22 protein-coding genes and 1 tRNA gene are annotated in these 24,494 nt (G+C 62.9%); 8 read left to right on the forward strand and 15 right to left on the reverse strand.

All coding sequences use genetic code 11. The features are described 5' to 3' along the window. Nucleotides 1–6 precede the first annotated feature (6 nt). The 5 genes from RXV90_RS03080 to fzlA all read right to left on the reverse strand — a co-directional run bounded on the left by RXV90_RS03080 (nt 7) and on the right by fzlA (nt 3,262). Nucleotides 7–312, reverse strand: a complete 306-nt coding sequence (locus tag RXV90_RS03080; protein WP_316646812.1) for a DUF1294 domain-containing protein — start codon at nt 310–312, stop codon at nt 7–9. Continuing rightward, nucleotides 303–1,232, reverse strand: coding sequence for a DMT family transporter (locus RXV90_RS03085; RefSeq protein ID WP_316646813.1), 930 nt, complete (start codon nt 1,230–1,232; stop codon nt 303–305). The genes RXV90_RS03080 and RXV90_RS03085 overlap by 10 nt, the downstream gene beginning before the upstream one ends. Nucleotides 1,233–1,272: 40 nt before the next feature. Beyond that, nucleotides 1,273–1,458: a hypothetical protein gene (locus RXV90_RS03090; RefSeq protein ID WP_316646814.1), complete on the reverse strand. Its 186-nt coding sequence runs from the start codon at nt 1,456–1,458 to the stop codon at nt 1,273–1,275. Between the two features lie 31 nt (nt 1,459–1,489). Continuing rightward, complete coding sequence (gene queG / locus RXV90_RS03095; protein ID WP_316646815.1) at nt 1,490–2,530, reverse strand: tRNA epoxyqueuosine(34) reductase QueG; 1,041 nt, start codon at nt 2,528–2,530, stop codon at nt 1,490–1,492. A 66-nt stretch (nt 2,531–2,596) separates the two neighbouring features. Next, complete coding sequence (fzlA, locus tag RXV90_RS03100; RefSeq protein ID WP_316646816.1) at nt 2,597–3,262, reverse strand: FtsZ-binding protein FzlA; 666 nt, start codon at nt 3,260–3,262, stop codon at nt 2,597–2,599. A gap of 454 nt (nt 3,263–3,716) precedes the next feature. Between fzlA and RXV90_RS03105 the strand changes: the two genes are divergently transcribed. Further along, nucleotides 3,717–4,412, forward strand: coding sequence for a J domain-containing protein (locus RXV90_RS03105; protein WP_316646817.1), 696 nt, complete (start codon nt 3,717–3,719; stop codon nt 4,410–4,412). On the opposite strand, the gene mtgA is transcribed toward RXV90_RS03105, so the two are convergent. Further along, complete coding sequence (gene mtgA, locus RXV90_RS03110; RefSeq protein ID WP_316646818.1) at nt 4,409–5,143, reverse strand: monofunctional biosynthetic peptidoglycan transglycosylase; 735 nt, start codon at nt 5,141–5,143, stop codon at nt 4,409–4,411. The genes RXV90_RS03105 and mtgA overlap by 4 nt on opposite strands. Nucleotides 5,144–5,256: 113 nt before the next feature. Here mtgA and RXV90_RS03115 point away from each other — a divergent pair, with 113 nt between their 5' ends. The 3 genes from RXV90_RS03115 to RXV90_RS03125 all read left to right on the forward strand — a co-directional run bounded on the left by RXV90_RS03115 (nt 5,257) and on the right by RXV90_RS03125 (nt 6,986). Then, entirely contained in the window at nt 5,257–5,937 is a 681-nt protein-coding gene (locus tag RXV90_RS03115; protein WP_316646819.1) for a Crp/Fnr family transcriptional regulator, read from the forward strand. 70 nt (nt 5,938–6,007) lie between these two features. Continuing rightward, entirely contained in the window at nt 6,008–6,514 is a 507-nt protein-coding gene (locus RXV90_RS03120; RefSeq protein WP_316646820.1) for a hydrolase, read from the forward strand. Between the two features lie 4 nt (nt 6,515–6,518). Then, entirely contained in the window at nt 6,519–6,986 is a 468-nt protein-coding gene (locus tag RXV90_RS03125; RefSeq protein ID WP_316646822.1) for a pyridoxamine 5'-phosphate oxidase family protein, read from the forward strand. A gap of 219 nt (nt 6,987–7,205) precedes the next feature. On the opposite strand, the gene gltB is transcribed toward RXV90_RS03125, so the two are convergent. The 6 genes from gltB to RXV90_RS03155 form a co-directional block, all read right to left on the reverse strand. Beyond that, nucleotides 7,206–11,738, reverse strand: coding sequence for a glutamate synthase large subunit (gene gltB, locus RXV90_RS03130; RefSeq protein WP_316646824.1), 4,533 nt, complete (start codon nt 11,736–11,738; stop codon nt 7,206–7,208). 11 nt (nt 11,739–11,749) lie between these two features. Beyond that, nucleotides 11,750–12,418, reverse strand: a complete 669-nt coding sequence (locus tag RXV90_RS03135) for a DUF4328 domain-containing protein (RefSeq protein ID WP_316646825.1) — start codon at nt 12,416–12,418, stop codon at nt 11,750–11,752. Beyond that, the gene (locus RXV90_RS03140) at nt 12,415–12,852 is read right to left on the reverse strand and encodes a GFA family protein (protein WP_316646826.1); all 438 of its coding nucleotides are present in this window, start codon (nt 12,850–12,852) and stop codon (nt 12,415–12,417) included. The genes RXV90_RS03135 and RXV90_RS03140 overlap by 4 nt, the downstream gene beginning before the upstream one ends. 4 nt (nt 12,853–12,856) lie before the next feature. Next, on the reverse strand, nt 12,857–13,297 hold the full coding sequence (locus RXV90_RS03145) for a GFA family protein (RefSeq protein ID WP_316646827.1): 441 nt from the start codon (nt 13,295–13,297) through the stop codon (nt 12,857–12,859). Continuing rightward, entirely contained in the window at nt 13,284–13,811 is a 528-nt protein-coding gene (locus RXV90_RS03150) for a hypothetical protein (protein ID WP_316646828.1), read from the reverse strand. Before RXV90_RS03150 ends, RXV90_RS03145 begins: the two co-directional genes overlap by 14 nt. A gap of 139 nt (nt 13,812–13,950) precedes the next feature. After that, on the reverse strand, nt 13,951–15,387 hold the full coding sequence (locus RXV90_RS03155) for an NAD(P)-dependent oxidoreductase (protein ID WP_316646829.1): 1,437 nt from the start codon (nt 15,385–15,387) through the stop codon (nt 13,951–13,953). A 223-nt stretch (nt 15,388–15,610) separates the two neighbouring features. On the opposite strand from RXV90_RS03155, the gene RXV90_RS03160 reads away from it, so the two are divergent. Beyond that, nucleotides 15,611–16,414 carry an undecaprenyl-diphosphate phosphatase gene (locus RXV90_RS03160; RefSeq protein WP_316646830.1) on the forward strand — a complete coding sequence of 268 codons (804 nt, stop codon included), beginning with the start codon at nt 15,611–15,613 and terminating at the stop codon, nt 16,412–16,414. A 1-nt stretch (nt 16,415) separates the two neighbouring features. Here RXV90_RS03160 and RXV90_RS03165 read toward each other — a convergent pair whose 3' ends face one another. Beyond that, on the reverse strand, nt 16,416–17,408 hold the full coding sequence (locus tag RXV90_RS03165; RefSeq protein WP_316646831.1) for a complex I NDUFA9 subunit family protein: 993 nt from the start codon (nt 17,406–17,408) through the stop codon (nt 16,416–16,418). A 141-nt stretch (nt 17,409–17,549) separates the two neighbouring features. Between RXV90_RS03165 and RXV90_RS03170 the strand changes: the two genes are divergently transcribed. Continuing rightward, nucleotides 17,550–17,636 (forward strand) — tRNA-Leu (locus RXV90_RS03170). 1,245 nt (nt 17,637–18,881) lie between these two features. Further along, the gene (locus RXV90_RS03175; protein WP_316646832.1) at nt 18,882–19,472 is read left to right on the forward strand and encodes a hypothetical protein; all 591 of its coding nucleotides are present in this window, start codon (nt 18,882–18,884) and stop codon (nt 19,470–19,472) included. A gap of 3,032 nt (nt 19,473–22,504) precedes the next feature. Here the strand turns inward: RXV90_RS03175 and RXV90_RS03180 are convergent. Together RXV90_RS03180 and RXV90_RS03185 are read right to left on the reverse strand one after the other, a co-directional pair. Continuing rightward, nucleotides 22,505–22,918 carry a hypothetical protein gene (locus tag RXV90_RS03180; RefSeq protein ID WP_316646833.1) on the reverse strand — a complete coding sequence of 138 codons (414 nt, stop codon included), beginning with the start codon at nt 22,916–22,918 and terminating at the stop codon, nt 22,505–22,507. Nucleotides 22,919–23,260: 342 nt separating this feature from the next. Beyond that, nucleotides 23,261–23,473, reverse strand: coding sequence for a hypothetical protein (locus RXV90_RS03185; RefSeq protein WP_316646834.1), 213 nt, complete (start codon nt 23,471–23,473; stop codon nt 23,261–23,263). 105 nt (nt 23,474–23,578) lie between these two features. Here RXV90_RS03185 and RXV90_RS03190 point away from each other — a divergent pair, with 105 nt between their 5' ends. Next, nucleotides 23,579–23,869 (forward strand): hypothetical protein, encoded by a 291-nt coding sequence (locus RXV90_RS03190; RefSeq protein WP_316646835.1) that lies wholly within the window; start codon nt 23,579–23,581, stop codon nt 23,867–23,869. Nucleotides 23,870–24,494 lie beyond the last annotated feature (625 nt).

Consider the following 24,494-nt stretch of genomic DNA (forward strand, 5'->3'; position numbering starts at 1 on the left):
CTGCGCCTACCCCCCGGGCCCGGCGCCGCCCTGCCCGATGACAAGGATCGCGAGGCCCCAGACCAGAAGATGCGGGATGAGCGCGGCGTTCAGCCGCCGGGCGAAGGGCTGTTTCCGCGTCTTGTGCCGCGCCCGGCGCTGTGCGCATTTCGCGCCGAACCAGCCGAGCGTGGCGAGGATCAGAAGACTGGCTTCGGGAATGCGCGGCGCCCCGAGCTTGGCCAGCGCCTTGTCGATCACCATGGCAAGCCCCGCCACGGCGTTCAGGGCGACATAGCCCCCGATGACCAGCGCGGCCGCGCCTATTGCCACCCCTTCGCCCGCACCTTGCCCTCGGTCGCCTGCCGCACGCCAAGCTGACGCTCGCGCAGGTAGATCGCAAAGCCGGCGCCGATGATCAGGGCCGAGCCCAGAAGCATCGGCACCGTTGGCAGTTCGGCGAAGACAAGCCAGCCGATCAGGATCGCCCAGATCATCGAGGTATAGGTGAAGGGTGCGAGCGTTCCCGCTTCGGCGAAGCGGTAGGAGGCGGTGAGGCAAAGCTGCCCGGCCGCGCCGAGGCATCCCGCCCCGATCAGGAACACCCATTCCCAGCCTTCGGGCCAGACCCAGCCGAAGGGAATGGTGAACAAGGACAGCGTGCTCGCCGTCAGGGCGAAATAGAAGACGATGGCCGAGGTGTTTTCGACCCCCGCCATCCGCTTGACGAAGATCTGCGCGAAGGCGGCGCACAGGGCCGAGCCAAGGACAATCGCCGCCCCGATCAGTTCCGATGTGCTGCCTTCCACGCTGAGGCGCGGCCAGAGGATCACGACGACACCGAAAAGCCCCACCGCCACCGCGCTCAGCCGGATCAGGCGCACGCGCTCTCCCAACATCAGCGCCGCGAGGATCACGATCAGGATCGGCGTGGCGAACTTCAGCGCCGTCACCTCCGGCAAGGGCAGATATTTCAGCCCCGCGAAACTCAGCCCCATGGCGACCGAACCCACGAGGCCCCGGGATGCATGGCGCACCCAGCTTGTGGTGCGAAGCGCTTCCACGATCTCCCCGCGCGCCCCGAACCAGGCAAGGAACAGGGGGACGGTCAGGAAGGCACGGAAGAACACGGCCTCGCCCGCAGGTATCCGGTCGGCGGCCTTGATCAGCGCCGTCATGCCCGTGAACAGCGTCACGGCAAGGATCATCAGGAATATGCCCCGCGCCGGGCGCGGATCACTCGGGGTGGCCATACCCCCCGCTTACAGGGCCTTGGGGCCCTTGACGAGAGCCTTAGCTCTCCGCCCGCGCGATCCCGAGATAGCGCTTCAGCCTGAGGCCTCCATTCAGGTGCTTCGGCATACGGCGCAGAACCTGCACCTGCCGCCGCGCCACCGCGCCGGTCATCCGCTCGGCCCTGAGAAACCGCTTGAGCCGTGCGTGCCCCCGGGGCCTTGGCCCGTCGATCACGTGTTTCATGGCTGCTCCTCCATTTGGGGCACCCAAGGTATCACGAGTCGGGCAATCGCCCAAATGCCCATCGGCCGGCTTCCGCCACCACGGGATCGGCGTCGTCCATCAACCGCCCCGCCACGGGCTTCAGCGCCGCCTTGCCGGAATTGCCGATCGCGTAGGCCACGTTCCGCACGAACCGGTCGCGTCCGATCCGCTTGATCGGGCTCCCTGAAAACCGGGTGCGAAAGCCCGCGTCGTCCAGCGCGGCCAGCTCCGCCAGCGGCGGTGCGACCAGATCCTCCCGCGCGGCATAGCGCGCCTCCTGCCCCGCCACGGCGAACTTGTTCCAGGGGCAGACCGCCAGGCAATCGTCGCAGCCGTAGATCCGGTTTCCAAGCCCGGGGCGGAGCGCTTCGTCCACCGGCCCCCTGTGTTCGATCGTGAGATAGCTGATGCAGCGCCGGGCATCGAGCTGGTAGGGCGCCGGAAACGCATCCGTCGGACAGATATCGAGGCAGGCCCGGCACGATCCGCAATGGTCGGTCTCGGGCGCATCGGGCGCCAGTTCCAGCGTGGTGAAGATCGCGCCCAGGAAAAACCAGTTCCCCAGCCGCCGGCTCAGAAGATTGGTGTGCTTGCCCTGCCAGCCGAGCCCCGCGGCCCGGGCCAGCGCCTTTTCGGGCACCGGGGCGGTGTCGACGAAAACCTTGATCTCGCCGCCGCCTTCCGCGATCAGCCACCGCCCCAGCCGTTTCAGCCGCTTCTTCACCACGTCGTGGTAGTCGCGTCCCCTTGCATAGACACTGATATTGCCGGTCTCACGCCGCGCGAGCCCCTCCAGCGCATCACCCTCCGGCGTATAGAGATCGGCCAGCACCACGACCGACCGCGCCTCGGGCCAGAGATCGGAGGGCCGCGCCCGCCAGCCCTGCCGCTCGGCCAGCCAGCCCATCTGGCCGTGCCGCCCGGCGGCCACGAAGGCACGAAGCCGGTCCGCGATATCCACCGCCCCGGGCGCACAGATCCGGGCTTCGGCGAAACCCACCGTGCGGGCTTCCGCGACAAGCGCCGCCTTCAGCGCCGCGCCCTGTTTCATGTGGCCGTAAATATCCCGGGGGACGCCGCCCGCGGCGGCGGGGGGCGGAGCCCCCGGAAAACCCCCTCAGAAATCGAGATCCGCATAATGCTGCGGCGGTGGAAAGCCCGGCACCTGGTCGGCCAGGATGTTCCGGAACGCCGGCCGCGACTTGATCTTGGCATACCAGTCCCTGACCGCCGGCACCCGGTTCCAGTCCACGTCCGAAATGTAATCGAGCGCCGAGAAATGCGCCGCGGCGGAAAAATCCGCCAGCGTCATCGCGTCGCCCGCCAGCCACCGCCGCTGGTCCAGAAGCCAGCCCATGTAATCGAGGTGATACTTGATCGCCTTCGACCCGGCCTTCACCGCGCTCGAATCCGGATAGCCCGACTTGGTGATCTTCTTGTTCACCCGTTCGTACAGAAGCTTCGACGTCACTTCCTGGTGAAACTTGTCGTCGAACCAGCATACGAGCCGCCGCACCTCGTGCCGCCCGGCCGCATCCTGCGGGATCAGCCGGGGCTCGGGACGGGTTTCCTCGAGGTATTCGCAGATCGGGGTCGATTCGGCCAAGGTCAGGTCGTCGATCTTCAGAACAGGCACTTTTCCGGCCGGATTCCGGCGCAGAAAATCCATCTCACGCTCCCAATAGCGTTCCTCGACCAGATCCACCTCGATCTTCTTTTCCGCCAGCACAAGCCGAACCTTGCGGCAGAAAGGCGAAAGCGGAACGTGGTAAAGCCTGGCCATGGGATGCTGCATATTGGGGTTTCGTCCCTGTTTGCCGCGAAATAATGCCGTGTTCAACCGTCATCGCTCCGGCGGCCCCAGGGGCGCCCGGCGGGGGGCACGGCCCGGCTTGTGTAACCAAGTTCACAGACGGCGCTCGCCGATCGGGCCAATCTTCCTTTACATTATCTTAATCGCTCCACGTGTCCGGAGCGGTGGATCAAGCTTGGTGCCAACTGTTCGGCATCGTTAACGAGTAACGCCACGTAGGTGACAGGATGACTGCGCGAGTTTCCGCGGATCCGTTCGAAAGACGAACTCCCTTCCGCCCCGCTCCCCACGCGGGTCAGCAGTCGTATTTCCCCAAGACCGACGATTTGCACCCGGCCGCCCGGGCTGCCGTGTCTCGTCGCCCGCTTCGGGACATGTCCGTCTCCTCACCACCGGCGTCGCGTGTGTGAAAGGTCTGCCCCCCATGCAGCAACTGACCAAATTCCAAGCCCAGGATATTCTCGGCGTCAGCGAATTCGCCACCCAGAAAGATATTCGAACCGCCTGGCGCGCGCTGGTGTTCGACATCCACCCCGACATGCGCAACGGCAACAACGACGAATTCGCCCGCGTGCAAATGGCCTATGAGCGCCTGCGCCGCCGCCCCCAGAACGTGGATCAGATCCGCCGCGAATACGATCCTTCGACCGATGCCCCGATCCCGGGGATGGAGGCGGGTGCCGCCATGCCCCGCCGCCCGGCCCGGCACGAGATCCGCACCCGGATCGAAGAACTTTCGCCGGCCGCCCGCGCGCTCTGCGAAACGATCCTGCGCGACGGCTGCGACGAACGCACGCTCGACAAGACGATCGCCGCAGGCGGTTTCACCGCCGAGGAAGAGGCCGAGATCGACAACATCTTCGGCCACGTGCCCTCGGCGATCCGGCGCAAGGGCCGCCGCGTGTCCTATTTCGTGAAGGCGCCGCTCACGGCGGGGCAGAATCGCGTCGCTGTGCCCACCACGCTCGAGGATACGCGCAAGCCCAAGGCCAAGCTCATGACGTTCGATGTGGCCGAAGACGGTGCCGGCCTCGTCGAAGTGCCCGATCACGTGCGCGACAGGATGTTCCCCGGAACCCGCAGTGTCCGCATCCATTTCGAGGATACGAAGGCCTCCTAGCGTTCGAAACAGGCGGCGCGGCCATCCGCGCGGATGGTCGCCGCCCCGTCGACGATCTGCGCGGCGCGCCGCCGGACGAAATCCGACGGCGCTTTTGCCGACCGGCCCTTGGGATCGGGCAGGATCGCCGCCAGACGCGCGGCCTGCGTCGCGCTCAGATCCTTCGCCGCAACGCCGAAATAGTGGCGGGCGGCCGCCTCCACCCCGAACACGCCCTGATCGAACTCCGCGACGTTAAGGTAGACTTCGAGGATCCGCCGCTTCGACCAGACCAGTTCCACGACCGGGGTCAGGAGCGATTCAAGCGCCTTCCTCGGCCAGCTTCGCCCCTGCCAGAGGAAGACGTTCTTCACCGTTTGCTGGCTGATGGTCGAGGCGCCCCTGTTCGCGCCCTCTTCCAGCGCATCGCGGATCGCGTTCATGTCGAAGCCCCAGTGCAGGCAGTAATTCGCATCCTCCGCGGCGACGGCGGAGCGCACCATCACCGGTGCGATTTCGCCGAACGACACCCATTCGCGCTTCACCTCGCCGTGGCGCAGGCCCTCGGCCAGGATGTAGGGCGTCGTCGGGGGGCGGATCACGGCAAAGACGCAGACAAGCGCCAGAACCGCTGCCGCCACACCCAGCGCCCCCCGCAGAAGCCACGTTCTGACCCGCGCGCGGAGCGTCGGGGTCTTCGAACGTCGCTTCGTACGGGGCCTGCTCTTCTTTGTCTGCGCCGCCTTCGCCATGGCCGTCACATGGCCGCCCGGGGGCCATCGCGTCAACCGCCAAATACCTGAAAACGCTTGCGCGAACACAACCTCTGCGGGCACGCTCCATCCAATTGAATCGGGAGAGCTCCATGGAACTCAGCCTGGAAAGCGCTTTTTCTACAGGGGGGCTGGTGGGGCACCTCGCCTATATCCTCCTGATCCTGTCGATCATCATGCGCAATATCGTGTGGCTCAGGATCTTCATGATCGTCTCCTCCCTCGTCGCCATCGCCTACGCGCTGATCTGGCTCAGCGATCCGGTGTCCTCTTTCTGGGAAACGCTCATGGTGACCGTGAACGTGGTGCAGCTCCTGATCATCTGGCGCGAGAATTCCCGCGCCCGCTTCACGGCGGTGGAGCGTGATTTCGCCGCCCGACGCCTGCGCGGCCTTGCGACGGGCGAGCAGCGCAGGATCCTCAACATGGGCACGTGGGAGACGCTCGAAGACGGAACGGTCCTGACCGAGAACGGGGTGCATCCGCCCGCGCTCATCTACATCGCCGAAGGCACGGTGGATGTGATGATCGACGGCCGGCAGATCGCCACCTGCGGGCCGGGCGACTATGTGGGAGAGATGTCGCTGGTGGGAGGCGCGCCGGCCTCCGCCGATACACGCGTGCGCGGCGCGGCGCTTGTCTGGCGCCTGCCGGCGGCGGCGATCGACGATCTCGACCGCCGGAAACCGGCCTGGCTCGCCGTGATCGAGGCAGGGATCGCCCGGAACATCCGGCGCAAGCTGATCGCCGCGAACGCGGCGCAGCTGGCCTGAGATTGACAAGGGTCAACGCGGGGCGGCCGCCGCTGCGCTAGGATCTTCACAACACCCCGGAGATCCCGCGATGGATATAAATGTTCTTCCCCATTACGACGCCGGCGACAATCCGACCGGCTGCTGCCCGCGTTTCAACCCCGAGGGCTGGGAGGGCCGCAACCTTCATTTCCGCGACAAGCGCTTCCTGCGCGCCACGTCGCGCAGCATCGTCCATGTGCCGGTGAACATCGGGCGGGTGTTCGAGCGGGTCGACCGCCGCGTGACCCGGGCCCATGGCTGGGATCCCGACGATATCATCGTGCTGAGCCGCGATCTGTCGCCCTGGGAAACGGAGCATCTTTTCGCCGTCTCGCGCGACATCCCGGGTGAAGAGATGGTGACGCTGTCGGGTGACTTCATCACCCATGTCTTCGAGGGCCCCTATGGCGCGGCACGCAACTGGGTGCCCGAGCTCGAGCGCATGGTGCTCGCCAAGGGCCTTACGCCGAAGACGATCTATTTCTTCTACACGACCTGCCCGGATTGCGCGAAGGTCTATGGCCGGAATTACGTCGTCGGCGTGGTTGAGGTCTGATCCCATGGACAGCGCAACCCACGCCCAGATCCTCGCGCTTCTCGACCGCACCACCGACATGAGTTTCGCCACGGTGCGGCCCGACGGCTTTCCGCAGGCCACGGTGGTGGCCTTCGTTCATGACGATCTGACGCTCTATTTCACGACCGCGCCCGACGCCCAGAAGGTGCGGAACATCGCCGCCTGCGACAAGGTTTCGCTCACGATAACCGCCCCCTACACCACGTGGCAGGAGATAGAGGGCGTCTCGATCGGCGGCCGCGCGCGCCTCGTCACCGATCCCGGCGAGATCGATCTCGCAACGGGCCTCTTCCGTGCCCGCTACCCGGAGGTCGCCGACGCGATCGCCGAGATGCCGGGGCCCCCCACCCTGATCCGGACGGATCCCGCGGTGATCTCGCTGATCGATTACAGCCGGGGCTTCGGCCACACGCGCCTCATCGAACTGCCCGGCCCCGTCCCGGCGGGGTAGAAGAGTTTTCGTGCCTCCGGCGGGGATATTTCCGGCCAAATGAAGCAACGAAACATTAACCATCTTCGGCGAGGCTCGCCCCCGCGGTACAGGCGGGGACGCCGATGACCGCGCCACGTGAAGCGCCCCGGGTCATGTTCTGCCCCGGGGCGTGATCCTTCATGTGGCCGGAAATATCCCGGGGGGCCGCCCGGCCACGGGCGGCGGGGGCAGCGCCCCCTACTCCGCCGGAACCGCGCGCTCCTCCACGCCCAGCGGGACGGGCAGCTTGTTCAGCATCTCCTTCGGGCAGACCTGGACGAAGGCGGGCAGCGCTTCTTCCCAGTTCTGCAGAAGCTCCTTCGCCCGAAGGCTCCCGGTCTCTGCCGCGTGCCGCTCGACAAGGCCGCGAAGTTCGGCTTCCCAGTGATCCACCGTCACCGGGCAGGTCAACAGCGTCTCGCGGTTCATCAGGCTCTCCGCCCGGCCCCCGGGGTCATAGAGATAGGCCATGCCGCCCGTCATCCCGGCCCCGAAATTCGCACCGATCGCGCCAAGGATCACGGCGACCCCGCCGGTCATGTATTCGCAGCCGTTCGATCCGCAGCCCTCGATCACCACCTTCGCGCCGGAATTCCGCACCGCGAACCGCTCCCCGGCCCGGCCGGCGGCAAACAGATAGCCGTCGGTCGCCCCGTAAAGCACCGTGTTGCCGATGATCGTGTTCTCATGCGCCACCAGCGGGCTCGCCATCGGGGGCCGCACGATGATCGTGCCACCCGACAGCCCCTTGCCCACATAGTCGTTCGCATCGCCCGACACTTCGATCTTCAGCCCCGGCGCGGCAAAGGCGCCAAGCGATTGTCCGGCCGATCCCCTGAGCATGATCTTCAGGTGATCGGGCTGCAGGCTGTTCCGCATTCCGAAGCGTTGAACGATATGGCTCGACGTGCGCGTGCCGATCGTCCGGTGTGTGTTCCTGACGGCGTAGGACAGCTGCATCTTCTCGCCGTCCTTCAGGAAGCGCTCCGCATCCGCCACGATTTCGGCGTCCAGCGTATCGTCCACCGCCGTCCGCTCCCGCGTCCGGTCATAGGTGATCGTCTCGGCGCTATCGACGGTGATGAGAAGCGGGTTCAGGTCGAGGTCGTCAAGATGCGCCGACCCCCGGCTCACCTGGCTCAGAAGATCCGCGCGCCCGATCACGTCATCGAGGCTCCGCGCCCCGATCGAGGCCAGGATTTCCCGCACCTCCTGCGCGTAGAAGGTGATCAGGTTCACCACCTTGTCGGCATTGCCGGTGAACTTCTCGCGCAGCCGCGGATCCTGGGTGCAGACGCCCACCGGGCAGGTGTTCGACTGGCATTGCCGCACCATGATACAGCCCATGGCGATCAGCGCCGCGGTCCCGATGCCGAATTCCTCGGCCCCCATCATCGCCGCCATCACGATATCGCGGCCGGTGCGCAGGCCCCCGTCGGTGCGAAGCGTCACGCGGTCCCGCAGGTTGTTCATCGACAGAACCTGGTGGCCCTCGGTCAGCCCCATTTCCCAGGGCAGGCCGGCATATTTGATCGAGGTCGCGGGGCTCGCCCCGGTGCCGCCATTGTGGCCGGAGATCAGGATGACATCGGCCTTGGCCTTCGCCACGCCGGCCGCGATCGTGCCGACGCCCGACTGCGCCACCAGCTTCACCGTTACCTTGGCGCGCGGGTTGATCTGCTTCAGGTCATAGATCAGCTGCGCCAGGTCCTCGATCGAATAGATGTCGTGATGCGGCGGCGGGCTGATCAACGTCACGCCGGGCGTCGAATGCCGAAGCCGCGCGATCAGTTCCGTCACCTTCATCCCCGGCAACTGCCCGCCTTCCCCGGGCTTCGCGCCCTGGGCGATCTTGATCTCAAGCTCTTCGCAGTGGTTGAGGTATTCCGCGGTCACCCCGAAACGGCCAGAGGCCACCTGCTTGATCTTGGCACTGGGGTTGTCGCCATTGGGCTCCGGCGTGAAATGCGCAGGGTCCTCGCCGCCCTCGCCCGAATCCGATTTCGCGCCGATCCGGTTCATCGCCACGTTCAGCGTCTTGTGCGCTTCAGGGGAAAGCGCCCCAAGGCTCATCCCCGGCGTGACGAAGCGTTTCCGGATCGAAGTGATCGATTCCACCTCGTCGATCCCGATGGAGGGGCCCAAGGGCTTGATGTCCAGAAGATCGCGCAGATGGATGGGCGGGTTCGCCCGCATCTTTGCCGAATACTGCTTCCACATCTCGAAGGATCCGCGCTCGCAGGCCGATTGCAGAAGGTGCATCGAGGTCGCTTCCCAGGCATGGGTCTCGCCCGACCGCCGCGCCTTGTAAAACCCGCCGATCGGCAGAACGTCGGATCCGCCCTTCCAGCCCTGCGCGTGCACGGCCTCGAGCTTCTTCTGGATACCCGACACGCCGATCCCGGAAATCCGGCTCGGCATGCCCGGGAAGAATTCCGCCACCATCGCGCGGGAAAGGCCCACAGCCTCGAAGTTGAGGCCGCCCCGGTAGGACGACACGACGCTGATCCCCATCTTCGACATGATCTTCAGAAGGCCCGCATCGATCGCCGCGCGATAGCGCGCCATGGCTTCCGTCAGCGTGCCGTCGATCAGCCCCCGGTCGATCCGGTCGGCGATGCTGTCTTCGGCGAGATAGGCGTTCACCACCGTCGCGCCGCAGCCGATCAGAACCGCGAAATAATGGGGATCGACGCATTCCGCCGAACGCACGTTGAGGCTCGTGAAGGTGCGCAATCCCTTCTGCGTCAGCCAGGAATGCACCGCGCTCGTGGCCAGGATCATCGGCATCGGCACCCGGCCGGGCCCCTGGTGCTGATCGGTCAGCACGATATGGCCCGTGCCCGACCGCACCGCGTCCTCCGCTTCCGAACGGATCCGGGTCAAACCCTTGCGCAACGCGTTGGGTCCGGCCTCGAAGGTACAGTCGATCTCCACCATCGGCGCATCGAAATTCGCCATCAGCTCTTCGAACTGGGCGTTCCCCACGAAGGGGCTTTCCAGCACGATGATCTCGGTCTGGCTCGAATCCTCGTCGAGCACGTTCTTGAGGTTCCCGAACCGCGTCTTGAGGCTCATCACCCGGTATTCGCGCAGACTGTCGATCGGCGGGTTGGTGACCTGGCTGAAATTCTGGCGGAAGAAGTGGCTCAAGGGCCGGTACTTCTCCGACAAGACGGCGGACGGCGTGTCGTCGCCCATCGAGGCGATCTGTTCCTTCCCGTCCTCGGCCATGGGCGCGAGGATCTGTTCCAGTTCCTCGATCGAATAGCCCGCCGCGATCTGCCGCCGCCGCAGCTCCGATCCTGAATACAGCGCCCGCTCGGTCACGCCGCGCAGCTTGCCGTCAAGGTCGTTGATCCGGCTCACCCACTCCCCGAATGGCAGGGCGCGCGACAGCTTGTCCTTGATGTCGGTGTCGTGGAACAGCTTCTGCTTCTTCATGTCGACGGCCAGCATCTGGCCGGGGCCAAGCGCGCCCTTCTCCACCACCGTCGCCTCGTCCACGGGCACCATGCCGGCCTCGGACCCGGCGATCACCAGCCCGTCGCCCGTCACGACATAGCGCATCGGGCGCAGGCCGTTCCGGTCAAGCCCGGCGCACACCCAGCGCCCGTCGGTCATGGCAAGCGCGGCGGGCCCGTCCCAGGGTTCCATCACAGAGTTGCAGTAGCTGTACATGTCCCGCCAGGCCTGCGGCAGTTCGGTCGCCTGCTTCGACCAGCTTTCGGGCACCAGCATCGTCTTCGCCATCGGCGCCGACCGGCCCGCGCGCACCAGCACCTCGAACACGGCGTCGAGTGCCGCGGAATCCGAACTCCCCTGCGGCACGATCGGCTTGATGTCCTCGGCCATCTCCCCGAAGGCGCCACTTGCCATCCGGATCTCGTGGCTCTTCATCCAGTTCAGGTTGCCCTTCAGCGTGTTGATCTCGCCGTTATGCGCCAGCATCCGGAACGGCTGCGCCAGCCACCACTGCGGGAAGGTGTTCGTGGAATACCGCTGGTGATAGATCGCGAACGCGCTTTCGAACCGCTCGTCCTTCAGGTCGGGATAGAATTCGGCCACGTCCTGCGCCAGCATCATGCCCTTGTAGATCATGCTCCGGCAGCTCAGCGAACAGACATACAGATCGCGCACATGCGCCGCCGCCGCCGCCTTCTCGATCCGCCGCCGGATCACGTAAAGCTCGCGCTCGAATGTGTCCTCGTCGACGCCCGTGGCGTTCGAGATGATGATCTGCTCGATCTCGGGCCGCGTCGCGTTCGCCTTGTCGCCCAGAACATCGATGTTCACCGGCACGTGCCGCCAGCCATAGATGTAATGGCCCATCCTGAGAACTTCGGTCTCGACGATCGTGCGGCAGGTCTCCTGCGCCCCGAAATCCGTCCGCGGCAGAAAGATCTGCCCCACGGCCAGAAGCTCGCCCTCCCGCGGCTCGTGCCCGGTCCGCCGGATCTGGTCGCCGAAGAAGGCATAGGGGATCTGCACGTGAATGCCCGCCCCGTCCCCGGTCTTCCCGTCGGCATCGACAGCGCCCCGGTGCCACACGGCCTTCAGCGCCTCGATCCCGTGCGCCACCACCTTCCGGCTCTTCTGCCCGTCGATCGACACCACAAGCCCCACCCCGCAGGAGGAATGCTCATCGGCCTCCGAATACATCCCGTGTTCGGCCAGCCAGGCCCGCTTCTCTGCCTCGCGGGCGGCCCAGGTCGCATCATAGGTCGTCATTGAGGTCTCCTTCATTCAAACACGGCCGCTGCCGGTCTCAGATTGCTTTCGAATGCCGGGCGCTGCGCTTCGGTCACGCTGTGCACGATCCTCCGCCAGAGAACCGCGCAGATCACGCTTGGCACCACGTTCACCATGTCGAAGATCGCGGCGCCCGCGAATTCCTCGGCCGAATTCGCACCCATCCAGACGCGCCCGGAAACCTGGGCGATCGCATTGGCCAGAAGCCACATGCCCCACCACGTGGGCAGAAGCCAACCCGCCGCAGTCACGCCGCTCGCCTGCCAGACGCGTTTCTGGATCTGGTAGGGTTTGAAGAAATTCATGATCGGGATGAAATACCACCCCACGGCCCAGCCCGGGCGAATGCCGTCGTCCGACCCGGCAATCTCCCTGGCGTTCCACGCCGACCGGTAGATCCAAATTCCCGATGCGATCCCAGCCGCGAGATAGACGCCAAGATAGACAAGCCCGACGATCATGGTCGTGTTGTCGGCCAGCGCCGCCTCGGGCCCGAAGAGAGAGATCTCGTCGGCCAGCACCCGCTGAAGCATCATGTAATAGTTCACGGCATCAAGGCCGTAGACCACCTCCATCACGATCAGCCCGGCCATCAGCCACAAAACCCACTGCGCCAGCCGGCTCAGCTCGTAAAGCCCGTTCTCCTGAACACCCCTCATTCCGGCGCGGCCTCCACGCTGCGGCTCTCCGCCTCGTAGTCCGCCGCCGTCTTCCGTACGTGATCCCCTGCCAGGCGCACGCTCGCGAAGGCCCGGTCGGTATAGATCTCCGAAATCAGCGGATAGTCCGCGGCCCCGTCGAACAACCCCACCTGGGGCTCCCACGGCCCGTCGAAATCCTTCAGCCACAACAGGCTCCCGCAGTCGGCGCAGAACGCCCGCTCGGCGATCTCGTGCCGCCAGCGCTTCACCGGGCCTTCCCAGGTCAGCTCCTCGGTGTCGAAGGCGAAAAGCGCCGATCCCGTCCACCGGCGGCAGCGCGAGCAATGGCACGCGCCAACAGCCGCCCGGTGACGGCCCACCTCGATCGTCACGGCACCGCACAGGCACCGGCCCCTGAGGGGCCCCGCGCTGATATGGGCGTCGGCGCGCATCGGCTCAGTGCTCCCCGCCCCCACTGACCATCTCGATCACCTCGGCCTCGGTCATCCGCTTCCGTTCGCCCGCGAAGGCATAGCAATCGGGCTGGTTGTCCACATAGATCTCGTGCGTGAACGCCATCCCGTTCATATCGTCGAGCGTCCCGGCATTCAGGATCGTCAGGCCCTTCGCCGGGCCCTCTGCGGTCATCCGCCAGTAAAGCCCCGATCCGCAGACAGGGCAGAACGCGCGCTCGGCCCAGTCCGACGACTGGAAGCTGGCGATACGGTCCTCTCCCTCCGTAAAGGTCAGCCCGCCGTCGGGCACTTCCATGGCAAGCCCGACCCCGCCAGAGGATTTGCGGCACATGCCGCAATGGCACGCGCCGAATTCCGTCGGCGTCTCGGCCAGCCGATAGCGGATCGCGCCGCAAAGGCAGCCGCCCTCAGTGCTGGCCATGCCCGCCTCCATGCTCATCCGCGCCATAGCCGCGAAGACGGTTGTAGGTGACAATCTGGTGCCGGGTCAGAAGCGGCTTCACCTCCAGATGCGCCGCAAGATGGCGCGCCCGAAGCGCGGCCTCGATCCGCGCCGCATCCTCTGTCAGCGCCGTAAGACGCGCCGCATCGATTTCGCCCGACGCAAAGGCCGCATCAAGCGCGGCTTCCGCCGACACGAACGCGGCCCCAAGCGCCTGCGCATCGGTCTCCATCCGCACCCGAACCGCCTCGATCGCCTCGGCCTGCACCTCGGTCAGTTCCAGATCCTCGGCCAGTTCCAGAAGATGCGTGGGCCCGGGATAGCCGTTCAGTTCGGCAGGCTTCGCAAAGCCCCAGCCCCGGCCCGCCAGAAGATCGTCGATATCCTGCGGCGACAGGCTTGCGATGGCGCGCTGGTCCTCCCCCGCATAGGGCTGGGACGATCCGTGCACTGCGCCTGCGGCCAGAGTCGCCGCCAGAATTGCGGCAGTCATGCGAACCATGTCGATTTCCTTTCCCTGTCGAACGGGTCAGATCCCCTGACCCACCGGTCTTCCCCTCATTTCGAGAGGCGAAAAATTTGTGTACGCGCTGTGTACAGGTTGTGTACGCCGTGTGACTTTTGCCGGGATCTCATTCCGCGGCCACCTGCGCGCCCTCGTTAAGGAAATTCAAAATCGCGTCAGCGGCCTCTCTGCCGTCCCGAATGGCCCAGACGACGAGGCTTGCGCCCCGCACGATATCGCCCACGGCATAGACACCTTCGAGGTTCGTGGCATGGGTCCGGAAATCGGCCTTCACCGTGCCCCATCGCGTCACTTCCAGCCCGTCGACACCCCAAAGCTTCGGCAGGTCCTCGGGCTCGAACCCAAGCGCCTTGATCACAAGGTCGGCGTCCTCCAGCACCTCGGCCCCCTCGATCTCCTCGGGCATCCGGCGGCCCGTCGCATCGGGCGCGCCAAGGCGCATCTTCTGCACCATCACGCTCGAAACCTCGTCGCCGCCCGAGAATCCCTTCGGCGCGGAAAGCCACAGGAACTCGACGCCCTCCTCCTCGGCATTCGCCACCTCGCGCTGCGAGCCGGGCATGTTCTCCCGATCCCGGCGGTACAGGCATTTCACGCTTTCGGCCCCCTGCCGGATCGCGGTGCGCACGCAATCCATCGCGGTATCGCCGCCGCCGATCACGATGACGCGCTTGCCTTCGGCGCTCAGTTCACCTGAATCGAACTCCGGAACATCGTCGCCAAACCCCTTGCGGTTCGAAGCGGTCAGGTAGTCGATCGCCCGCACCACGCCCTCGGCGCCCACGCCCGGGGCCTGAAGGTCACGCGACTTGTAAACCCCTGTGGCTATGACGATTGCGTCGTGCTGGCCCCGGATCGCGTCGAAGGTCAGATCCTCGCCCACGTTACAGTTCAGAACGAAGGTCACGCCCCCCGCTTCAAGCTGCTCGATCCGCCGCATGACGACGGGCTTTTCCAGCTTGAAGCCGGGAATGCCGTAGGTCATCAGCCCGCCCGCCCGGTCGTAGCGGTCGTAAACCGTCACCTGCACGCCCGCGCGCCGCAGCCGGTCTGCCGCCGCCAGCCCGCCGGGGCCCGCGCCGATGATGCCCACGCTCTCGCCCCGTTCGGCGGCTGGCGCGATGGGTTTCACCCAGCCTTCCTCCCAGGCGGTGTCGGTGATGTATTTCTCGACCGAACCGATGGTCACGGTGCCGTGCCCCGACTGTTCGATCACGCAGTTGCCCTCGCAAAGCCGGTCCTGCGGGCAGATCCGGCCGCAAATCTCGGGGAAGGTGTTGGTTTCCTGACTGATTTCATAGGCTTCCTGAAGCCGGCCCTCGGCGGTCAGCATCAGCCAGTCGGGGATGTTGTTGTGCAGCGGGCAATGCGACTGGCAATAGGGCACGCCGCACTGGCTGCACCGGGCCGCCTGTTCCTTGGCCTTGACGTCGGCATACTCCGCGTAAATTTCCTGGAAATCCTCACGGCGCATACTGGCTTCGCGCTTTTCGGGCATATCCCGGGGCACGGTCACGAATTTCAGCATCGGGGTCTCGGCCATATCGCTCAGAATCCTTGAATTCACCAAAGCCCGCACCCTCTAACCGAAACCCAGCATGAATAAAAGTAATATATACTGACCTATTTGCGCGATTTCCGGCTCAGCGCGCGATCATTCTGTTCTGCGGCGCGGCATTTTAGATAACTAATACTGACCTTTATTCCCGCTTCCCATTTCGAATCAACTCCCTACCCTCACCGCAAAACGAACCAGCGGGCCGGGCATGCCGATCTTCCACCTCTTTCTGGTCGCCGTGATCCAGGGCTTGACCGAGTTTCTGCCGGTCTCTTCCTCCGGTCACCTGATCCTCCTGCCGAATCTCTCGGGGCTCGAAGATCAGGGCCAGGTCATCGACGTCGCGGTTCACGTCGGCACCCTCGGCGCGGTCATCCTCTATTTCTGGGCGGACGTGAAACGCGCGATCCTGGGGCTCCCGAAAGTGCTCACCTGGCAGATCGACGGCCCCGACGCCTGGCTTGCCCTCTGCCTCATCGTCGCGACGATCCCCGTGGTGATCGCGGGCCTGATCCTGAAGCTCACCGGGCTTGACGACGCCATGCGCTCCGTCGCCGTGATCGGCTGGGCCATGCTGATTTTCGGCCTCGTTCTCTACTGGGCCGACCAGAAGGGCCCGACGACCCGCGTCGCAAGCGAATGGACGCTGAAGCACGCGCTCGTCATGGGGCTCTGGCAGGCGATCGCCCTCATCCCCGGCACGTCACGCTCGGGCATAACCATCACCGCGGGCCGCTGGCTCGGCTATGCCCGGCACGACAGCGCGAAGCTCGCGATGCTGATGTCGATCCCGACGATCCTCGCCTCGGGCACGCTCCTCGGCGCCGAGGTCGCGATGACGGCCGATGCCGCCGCCGCCCGCGACGGCGCGATCGCCGCCGTCTTTGCCTTCATCGCGGCCCTGCTGGCGCTTACCGTGATGATGCGGCTTCTCAGAAGCGTCAGCTTCACGCCCTACGTGATCTACCGGGTGATCCTCGGGATCGTCCTGCTCTGGATCGCCTACACCTAGCCTAGGCGCGCAGGTTCTTCGCCGACTCGGTCAGTTCCTCGTACTGCCCCGTCGGGCGGAACCGCCACAGGTATTCCGGCAGTACCGCCTCAAGCGAGGTCGGCGAGATCCCCAGATCGGCAAAGGTCTTCACCCCCTCACCCACCACGTTGTCGCGCCGGAGGTTGCGCACCTGATCGCGCGTGATCTGCGCCGGCACCAGCCCGCCGGAAAGAAACTGCACGGCCGCAAACCCGTTCGCCATGACATTCGCGGCCCAGAACGGGATGTTCACGATCATCCGCCGCCGCCGGATCACGTCCAGCATCTGGTCCATCAACTCACGGAACGTATCCACATCCGGCCCGCCAAGCTCATACACCCCGCCCGCCGCGCGGCCAGTGACGCCCGCCTCGGCCGCCGCGGCGACGTCGTCGACATAAACCGGCTGAAACCGCGTCTCCGCCCCAACCACCGGCAGGGTCCAGAGCGTCAGCGCACCGAACCGCGCCATGTTGGCGAAGCGGTTGAAGAAGTCGTCCTCGGGCCCGAACACGATCGAGGGACGCAGGATCACGGCACCGGGCATGTGCTTCAGCACGCCCGCCTCGCCCTCGGCCTTCGTGCGCGCATAGTCGCTGTCGCTTTCGGCATCGGCCCCGATGGCCGAGACATGCACCATCCGGCCCACGCCCACCTCGGCGGCGATCCGCGCGATCCGCTCGGCGCCCTCGGCCTGCACAGCGTCGAAGCTGTTCTTACCGCTCTCGGCCAGGATCCCGACGCAATTCACCACCGCATCCGCACCCGACATGACGGCACGCACGCTGTCATCGTCGCGGATGTTGCAGAACAGGGGCTCAACCTGTCCGACAACCCCGTAGGGTTTGACGAACATGGCCTCGTTGGGGCGCCGCACCGCGACGCGAACGCGCCAGCCGGCCTGCGCCATACGCCGCACGACATAGCGGCCAACGAAGCCGGAGCCTCCGTAGATCGTGACGAGCTTGGACATGGGCAACTCCACATTTGCCAGTTCCGTGCATACCCGTGCCGCCGGTCTCCGGCAAGGCATTGCCCGAGAGGCCTTTGGCCGCGGCGTTTGCCCCGTTGACAGGTCCGGGGGAAGGGACTATTCCGCGCCTCCACGACACCTGCCCAGGTGGCGGAATTGGTAGACGCGCCAGCTTCAGGTGCTGGTGTCCGTATGGACGTGGAGGTTCGAGTCCTCTCCTGGGCACCATTTTACGTAAAATTTTCACTCATTATCAATGGATTACGCGTAAATAGGGGCGCTGAATCCCCCTTTTGGTCCCCATTGAAGCGGCCGCTGAGTGAGTTAGATTTGCGCGACCCTCTCGTGCGCGACGCCAAAAGTTCAAACATTCGCTCATTGTGCAACTGAACTCCTTCATTGCGACCTGAATAGTTGACCAACTGACCGCCGTCGGTTTCTCTAGCCAACTGACCATCCGCCTCGCGCACGACCGGTTGCGCGGGCTAATCGAGCTCATTCAGGAAAGCCAACTTTCCTTCCAAAAACTGGGTTAGCGATAAGACCTGATGGGGCGGTCGGTTTCCTCCTCCAACCCCTGAGAAAATTGACCTACCCCCCCTGCCGCCCCGGCGCGCCCCCAACGTTGGGCTGTCCGAGCATTGACGCTCGATTGGGGAGGTTATTTCTGGCCTGCTCAAAGAAGAGCCCCGCCACAGGGAGCTGGGCGGGGCCAAAGTACCGCCTACGCGGGAGGCCCTTCCGTGCGGGGAAGATTCCAAGCCTCACCTGCAGAATGGCAGCGCGCACGTTGAGGCACTGTGAAGAGTCAATTATGGGAGCGTAGAACGCGCAAGTTCGATGGATTTTATCTTGCAGCGAAGGATATCAAGGTGGGTTTGGTTAGGAGGATATCCGCCTAACCTGTGTACCTGCCCAATTTTCGCCACGATTTCCAAGTTAACGTTAAGTCAATCGCGATGGCAGTGTTTCGGCCAGATGCGAATTGAAAAGGGGCCGACCAGTCCAGCCGACCCCTCCACACACACTCATCACTCGTTACTCACAACAGTGTCGCCCCTCGGGGCGGCACCATTGCGGCACGTAAGGCTCGTTTGCGGGGTTTCATTGTGCCAAGCGCATCCGATAGCGAAACAGTGGGTTCTCGAAGCGTAGCTAATGTCTGAGAGTGGACAGGAGGTTCTTCACCATCCACCTCGCCACCTTCGCCTCCTGGGACCGCCCACCGTGCTTCCACACCGTGAACGGAGCACACGCGCCATCCGCGGACCGCTAGAGATTTCTGAAGCAACAAAACGAGGTCGAGCAGAACTGCGGCCACACAATAGCAGCGCCGAAGCCCTAAATAGCGCGTGAGACAAATTCGCTCTTACTTGGACAAGGTTGTTTCCTGAAACCAAGAAATCTATCAAAATTCAATGAATTATGTTAAGCTTGCGCTCTGTGGTGTTTTCTTTGGGGGGAGACAGGAACATGTTCAAGCTTCAACTTATGGGAATTGTGGCTGTTGCAGCATTCGCCACTGCGGGTGATGCTGCTGTTTACTCCGTTGAGTTCGAGGCGACCGACCTCTGCTATAATTGCAACAATCCAGACCCAGATATCTATTCGCCCGACCAGCCAGTCAGTGGTTCGTTCACCATCGATTACACTTTTGACGCCAATATCTACGAGGAGTCATCGGGCCTAACGAAGACAGGAGATAGCCTAGGTTATCTGAGCGACGCAGCTTTCAACTATACTCTAACTGATGTGCTTGTAATCGGCGGCATCGCAGACACTTTGAGCTCTATAGGTTTCACTTATGGAGACTTCTTTCTTAGGATTGACGACTTTCTGAACAATCCAACGCTTGGTTATTTTTCTTACAGGGAACAATGCGCATTGCCTGCCAATTTTTGTTTTTGGTATGCCTCTGAGGTTGGCACTGTGACAGTGACCCTATTGGACGATGGCTCCAATGGGCCTCCCTCTGAGGTTCCCAATGTGCCAATCCCAGCCACTCTGCCGTTACTGCTAGGAAGCGGGCTAATGCTGATTGGACTAAAGCGCCGGATAGGATGATTTTGGCGCGCGCACTCTATCGTAGCTCGCGTACAGTCAAGGTTGTTCAAGTCTTCCCGGTGCAAGCTTGCGTGCATTCTAAGACGTGACCTGACCGAAGGTAGTCTGACACTGTTTAGAAAACTCAATTCGACGCCCAATCAATGGGCGGCCCTTAACCGCTCACCGTGCGCCCGCCAGGTCGCACGGCGTGGCCTCCTTGCCCTCCAACAGCGCCATTAACGTGCCACACACGCCATCCGCGGTGCACCGTTCTCCCGTGCGCTTGGCCGTTGCGTGGCACCTAGGGGCGTCTCGGAGACACTGAGTGCGGGCAATGCTTGCCTCGACAATCTGGCCACCGCAGGGGAGGGGGTATTGAATCTCAGGAGCCTTTGATGTGGCAACCGGCGCCTTGAGCTTTCCCACACGCCGCCAATTCAAGAATTCAGCTTTCGAGCCATTCTCGCCGACTTGCGCGCCCCTCTGGCTCCCGTGACCACCCACGATACTGCCAACCCGGGTAGCTCCGTCTGACGTTCTTCCCGCCATCGTCCCGTGAACACGTAGCGTGCGAGCCATTCTTCCTTTCAAAAACTCGGTTAGCGTTGAAAGCGCATGGGGCGGTCGGTTTCCTCCTCCAACCCCTGAGAAAATTGACCTACCCCCCTGCCGCCCCGGCGCGCCCCCAACGTTGGGCTGTCCGAGCATTGACGCTAGATTGGGGAGGTTATGTCTGGCCTGCTCAAAGAAGAGCCCCGCCACAGGGAGCTGGGCGGGGCCAAAGTACCGCCTACGCGGGAGGCCCTTCCGTGCGGGGAAGATTCCAAGCCTCACCTGCAGAATGGCAGCGCGCACCTTGCCCGTATTGACGAGCATCAATTTGTCCTGCGCTTCCTGCTCAAAGAAAAGCCCCGCCACGACGAGCGCGGCGGGGAAGTAGTACCGCCTAAGCGGGAGGCCCGGCTACGTGGGACGAAGGCCAAACCTCAACTCATAATAAACTCCATATGTGTTTCGCGCATTGAGATGCATCAATGGTTCCCGCTGTCCCGGTGGCGCGTCTGGGGCAATAAAGAGCCCCGCCGGGATGAGCTCGGCGGGGCGGTTTGTGGGGGAGCCCCAAATACACAGGGCGAAACAACCGTAACAGGCGCGCCGTGTGAGTCAAAAACGATGAGCGGAAAACCGCGACGGCACGAACTGGGGTCTTCCCGTGCTGTGTTGTTTTCCCGGTCGCGCGCCCGGTGCAACGAAAAGCCCCGCCACGACAAGCGCGGCTGCGCGGCATACGCGCCATCAAAGTGCCGCTGGGGTATCCCTAATCACTGACAACCGCGGATTCTTCGCGAAAGGCTAGGAAGCGCCGACCAATCCTGCCCAGAAAGAACCTGAAGTTTTCCGTAATTCTGCTCGATTGCTCGAACATTTGCATAGGGCTGCCAGTGCCTAGAGTTTACTACGACCTTTCACTTTTCGGTCTTGTGTGCGCATGCCCCCCGCAAGCTAAACAAGCCCGAGCCAGGCGCTGGCAGCATATCCGTCGGTGTTCGGGGCGCGAGGGCTTGCTAAGCCGACTTCTGCAAGTGCAGCGAGCCGACTTTCTCAGTGTGTCCGCAGAATCCGAGCCAACCACCGCGCCACCTCAGCCTGCTGAGACCTCCCGCCATGCGCCCATCTCGGATGGCTTGGCCCCGCCCTATGCCCCCCACCAGCCCGGTGCACGCGGCATACACGCCAACTAAGGGCCTGTGTATCTGTTCCGGCGCCCGTAACTTGCTGAGCCAACTGGAAGAACTAACGCGCTCCACAGAATCTGTTGATATGTCTGTGGAAGGGAAGGCGCATTCAAGGCATTCGCAAAGAGTATCAATACCTTGGCCAAGTTGCCTAAATAATTAGCAAATATTGGTAAGCTATTGAAATATATTCTGGAATCTTTGGTGCGAAGTAATATTGCTCGATGGGTGGTCTGCGACGTTACGCGTGGCGGCTGCAAGGGCTCGCTGTGGAAAGTCAAGGCCATGTGCGCTCCACTCCGAAATTCGGCGGATTATCTCTTGGCGCGATGGACACGAACTCAAAAACTCGATTGCAACCCAATGGCCTGACAAATTTCCGACTGGCGCGGGTGCTACGCAGAGCCAACACTCTAGGAATCCGCCGGCGAACAATGGCTCAAAACCGTCCCCAAGGTCAAAAGCGATGTGCGGAAAACTCCGCCGCGAAAAGAACGGCGGGGTAGAACTAATCAATCACACCAGCCTGAGGGAAACGTGGGAGGTAGCTGGGATGGCTCATCTTCAAGGCGTGCAAATGAAAAGCCCCGCCACGACGAGCGCGGCGGGGAGAATGAGAGAAACAAAGAACTCACCAGGAATTTGGTCACCTTAGCAGGCGCGCGCACTTACTCAATGCGGGCAAATGAAAAACCCCGCCACGACGAGCGCGGCGGGGAAGTCAAAAGAAATGTATTCCGCCAGGAATGAGTAAATCTACCAAGACCGCCTGGTTCGTCAAAGCAAAATCTGGTCCCAATACCCCGCGGTTTGGCCCCCCCCCCCCCCCGCACGCGGTAGCAGCTAGCCATTTGACACACTCAGAGAGAGGGGTTTCTGGGTGCGACAACTCGCTCAGTCGAATGACGAAGTTGCAGCTAGCTAACTTTCTTAGTGTGCCCACAGCAGCCGAGCCAACCACCGCGCCGCGTCAGCCTCCTGTGACCCCCGCAGTTTTGCGACGAGTTGCCAGAAATGCCAGAGCGCCTAGGAGGAGCATGCCGGATGCAGGTAACGGAACTGGTGAGGGGCCGGGTGGGGACGCGACAGGATTGGTTGCGATTCCGAAGCCGATATTCTCCCCGCCGGGTAAAACGACCGAGCTATAGTCCCACAGGAAGACCAACGTATCACCAGCCGAGAAGTCCATATTTTAAGAGACGGCAATGAAGGCTCCTGGAGTTCCTTCCCTCGAGCCGGAGGTTACAGTGAAGACGTCACCGCTCTTAGAGAAATCGGAATTTCCGTCATAGCTTGCGTAGCCAGACGGAACAGTCAGAGTGGCGCCAACGAAATCCACATCACCAAAATAGAAGATTGGTCGGATATCGGGTCAAGAAACTCCAGCGTCCACGAAAATGCCTGTGTTCTTGAGAAAATTTGCTGATTGAACAGGTCGCCAATTGTTCCTGCGGGTTGCGCCAAAGTACCGTACAGGGCTGAATTTGCGTACGACGCGCTCTCGTCCGTGAAACCGTTCGACTCCCACTCGAAACCAGTGGAGGTCACTTCTACCCGTACGCCGTCAACTGAGCCCGTTTGGGTTGCTTCTAGATAATCCCATTTACCGGGCGTACCGTTGTCGTTTATTTGAAGAACAGCAGCACTGGCGCCGTTGGCAGCCCAAATGAGAGTGCAGATGACTACGGAGACATAGCGCTTAACATCCTCCCCCAAGTATGCATGCATTGGGAGATAAATATCATGAAATTGTTTGTTTCGGAAGGGCCGCCAATTTTGTGCTTCATGGACGCCAGGTCTGCCTCCACGGATTTCTTCGTTTGCATGCCCTCACATCGAGCGCAGCAACTTGCCCAACCACCTCGCCACCGCCGCCTCCTGCGACCGCCCACCGTGCCTCCACCTAGGATGACTGGGTCCAGCCACATGACCGCCTCCGGCCCCATGTACGCGGCACACACGCCATCCACGCACTGCAGGGCACTTTTGCACCGTTCCCCAGTGCGCTTGGCGGTAGCGTGGCACCTGGGGGCGTCTCTGAGACGCTGAACGGGGCGGATGGGGTCATCGTCAATTTTCGTCATGCACCCCCCTCCTGTAGCTGACATCGCCTACAATGGCCTGGCCGCCATCCTGAACCTCGACGCGCTCGACTCGAACAATCTGCTGGGCCTTCGCGCGGTACTTCTTCAGCCCGTCCACCTGAGCGAGAAACGTTCGGCTCAGCCGCGTCGTGGAGCGCTCATATGCCTCTCTCAGCTGAGGTGAGGGTGCTTCAGACACGTTTGCGTAAGGGAAACCTTGCGAACTACGATTGACGATGATGGTATCTCCACAAACTATAAACCAGAGAATGACAACTTCTTGGAGGCATTAAGGATTATGCAAATGACACGCGCTATCTTGCTGACCCTTACACTTGCGATTGCCACTGCCTGCGCGCCGGGTCAGGGTGACCAGCTTCGCGCTCAAACCGACATGCTTCTGAGACAAAACAACATCGATGTTGACTTGAATGAATTGACCACCAGTGAAGTGACGTCCATCAACGTCGCGCTGTCTGATGGCGACGCAAGCCGCACCGAGAAAAGGATGAGTGTGGAGGCAATATTGCGAAACAAGGAACGACGTAGAACTGATGAACCGGCCTTGGTCATCGGTAGCTTGCCCCCCGTGTAGTGATTGCGCTCTCCTGAGAGGGTCAATTTCTCCCCAGGCTTAGTGAAGTTGCTTTGGCACTTTGAAGTTGGGGCTGGACGCCTAATTCACGATTAATATTTTCTTGCTGAGCTTGTTCGCCTCCTCCTGGCGGGGCTTTTCTTCGGGGCTGTCAGCCAGGTTGGCCGAGCGTTTCGTTGCTATTTTTTTGGTACTGTTGAGCAGAGATTGACCAAATCACCTTTACCGTCGCGCACCTTCGCCCGGCTTTCGTTTGCATCTCTTGAAAGCGCAGGCGGCCATAGTATCCTTTCAGCATCTTGAGTTTCAGGATTGCCCCTTTAGATAGTCCCGCCGCGCTCGTCGTGGCGGGGCTTTACTTTAACACTGCCCCGTCCCCATCAGACCGCTGAGGTCAGGGAAAACCGAAGGAAAACTTGATTAGCGTTGAAAGCGCACGGGGTGGTCGATTTCCAGTCCACAGCTCTGAGATATTTGACCTACTCCCTGGGCATTCCCTGAGTTGGCTTAGTTCCAGACTGAACTGTACAGGTCTCAGTCCGACTACCCGAGCACGCGTCTTACTTAGCGGCCAACTGCCCCGTGAACGCGGCGCACCCGCAACCCAAGGACAGCTGGGTAACCC

It is taken from the genome of Ovoidimarina sediminis (assembly GCF_032586175.1).
Taxonomy (GTDB): Bacteria; Pseudomonadota; Alphaproteobacteria; order Rhodobacterales; family Rhodobacteraceae; genus Ovoidimarina; species Ovoidimarina sediminis.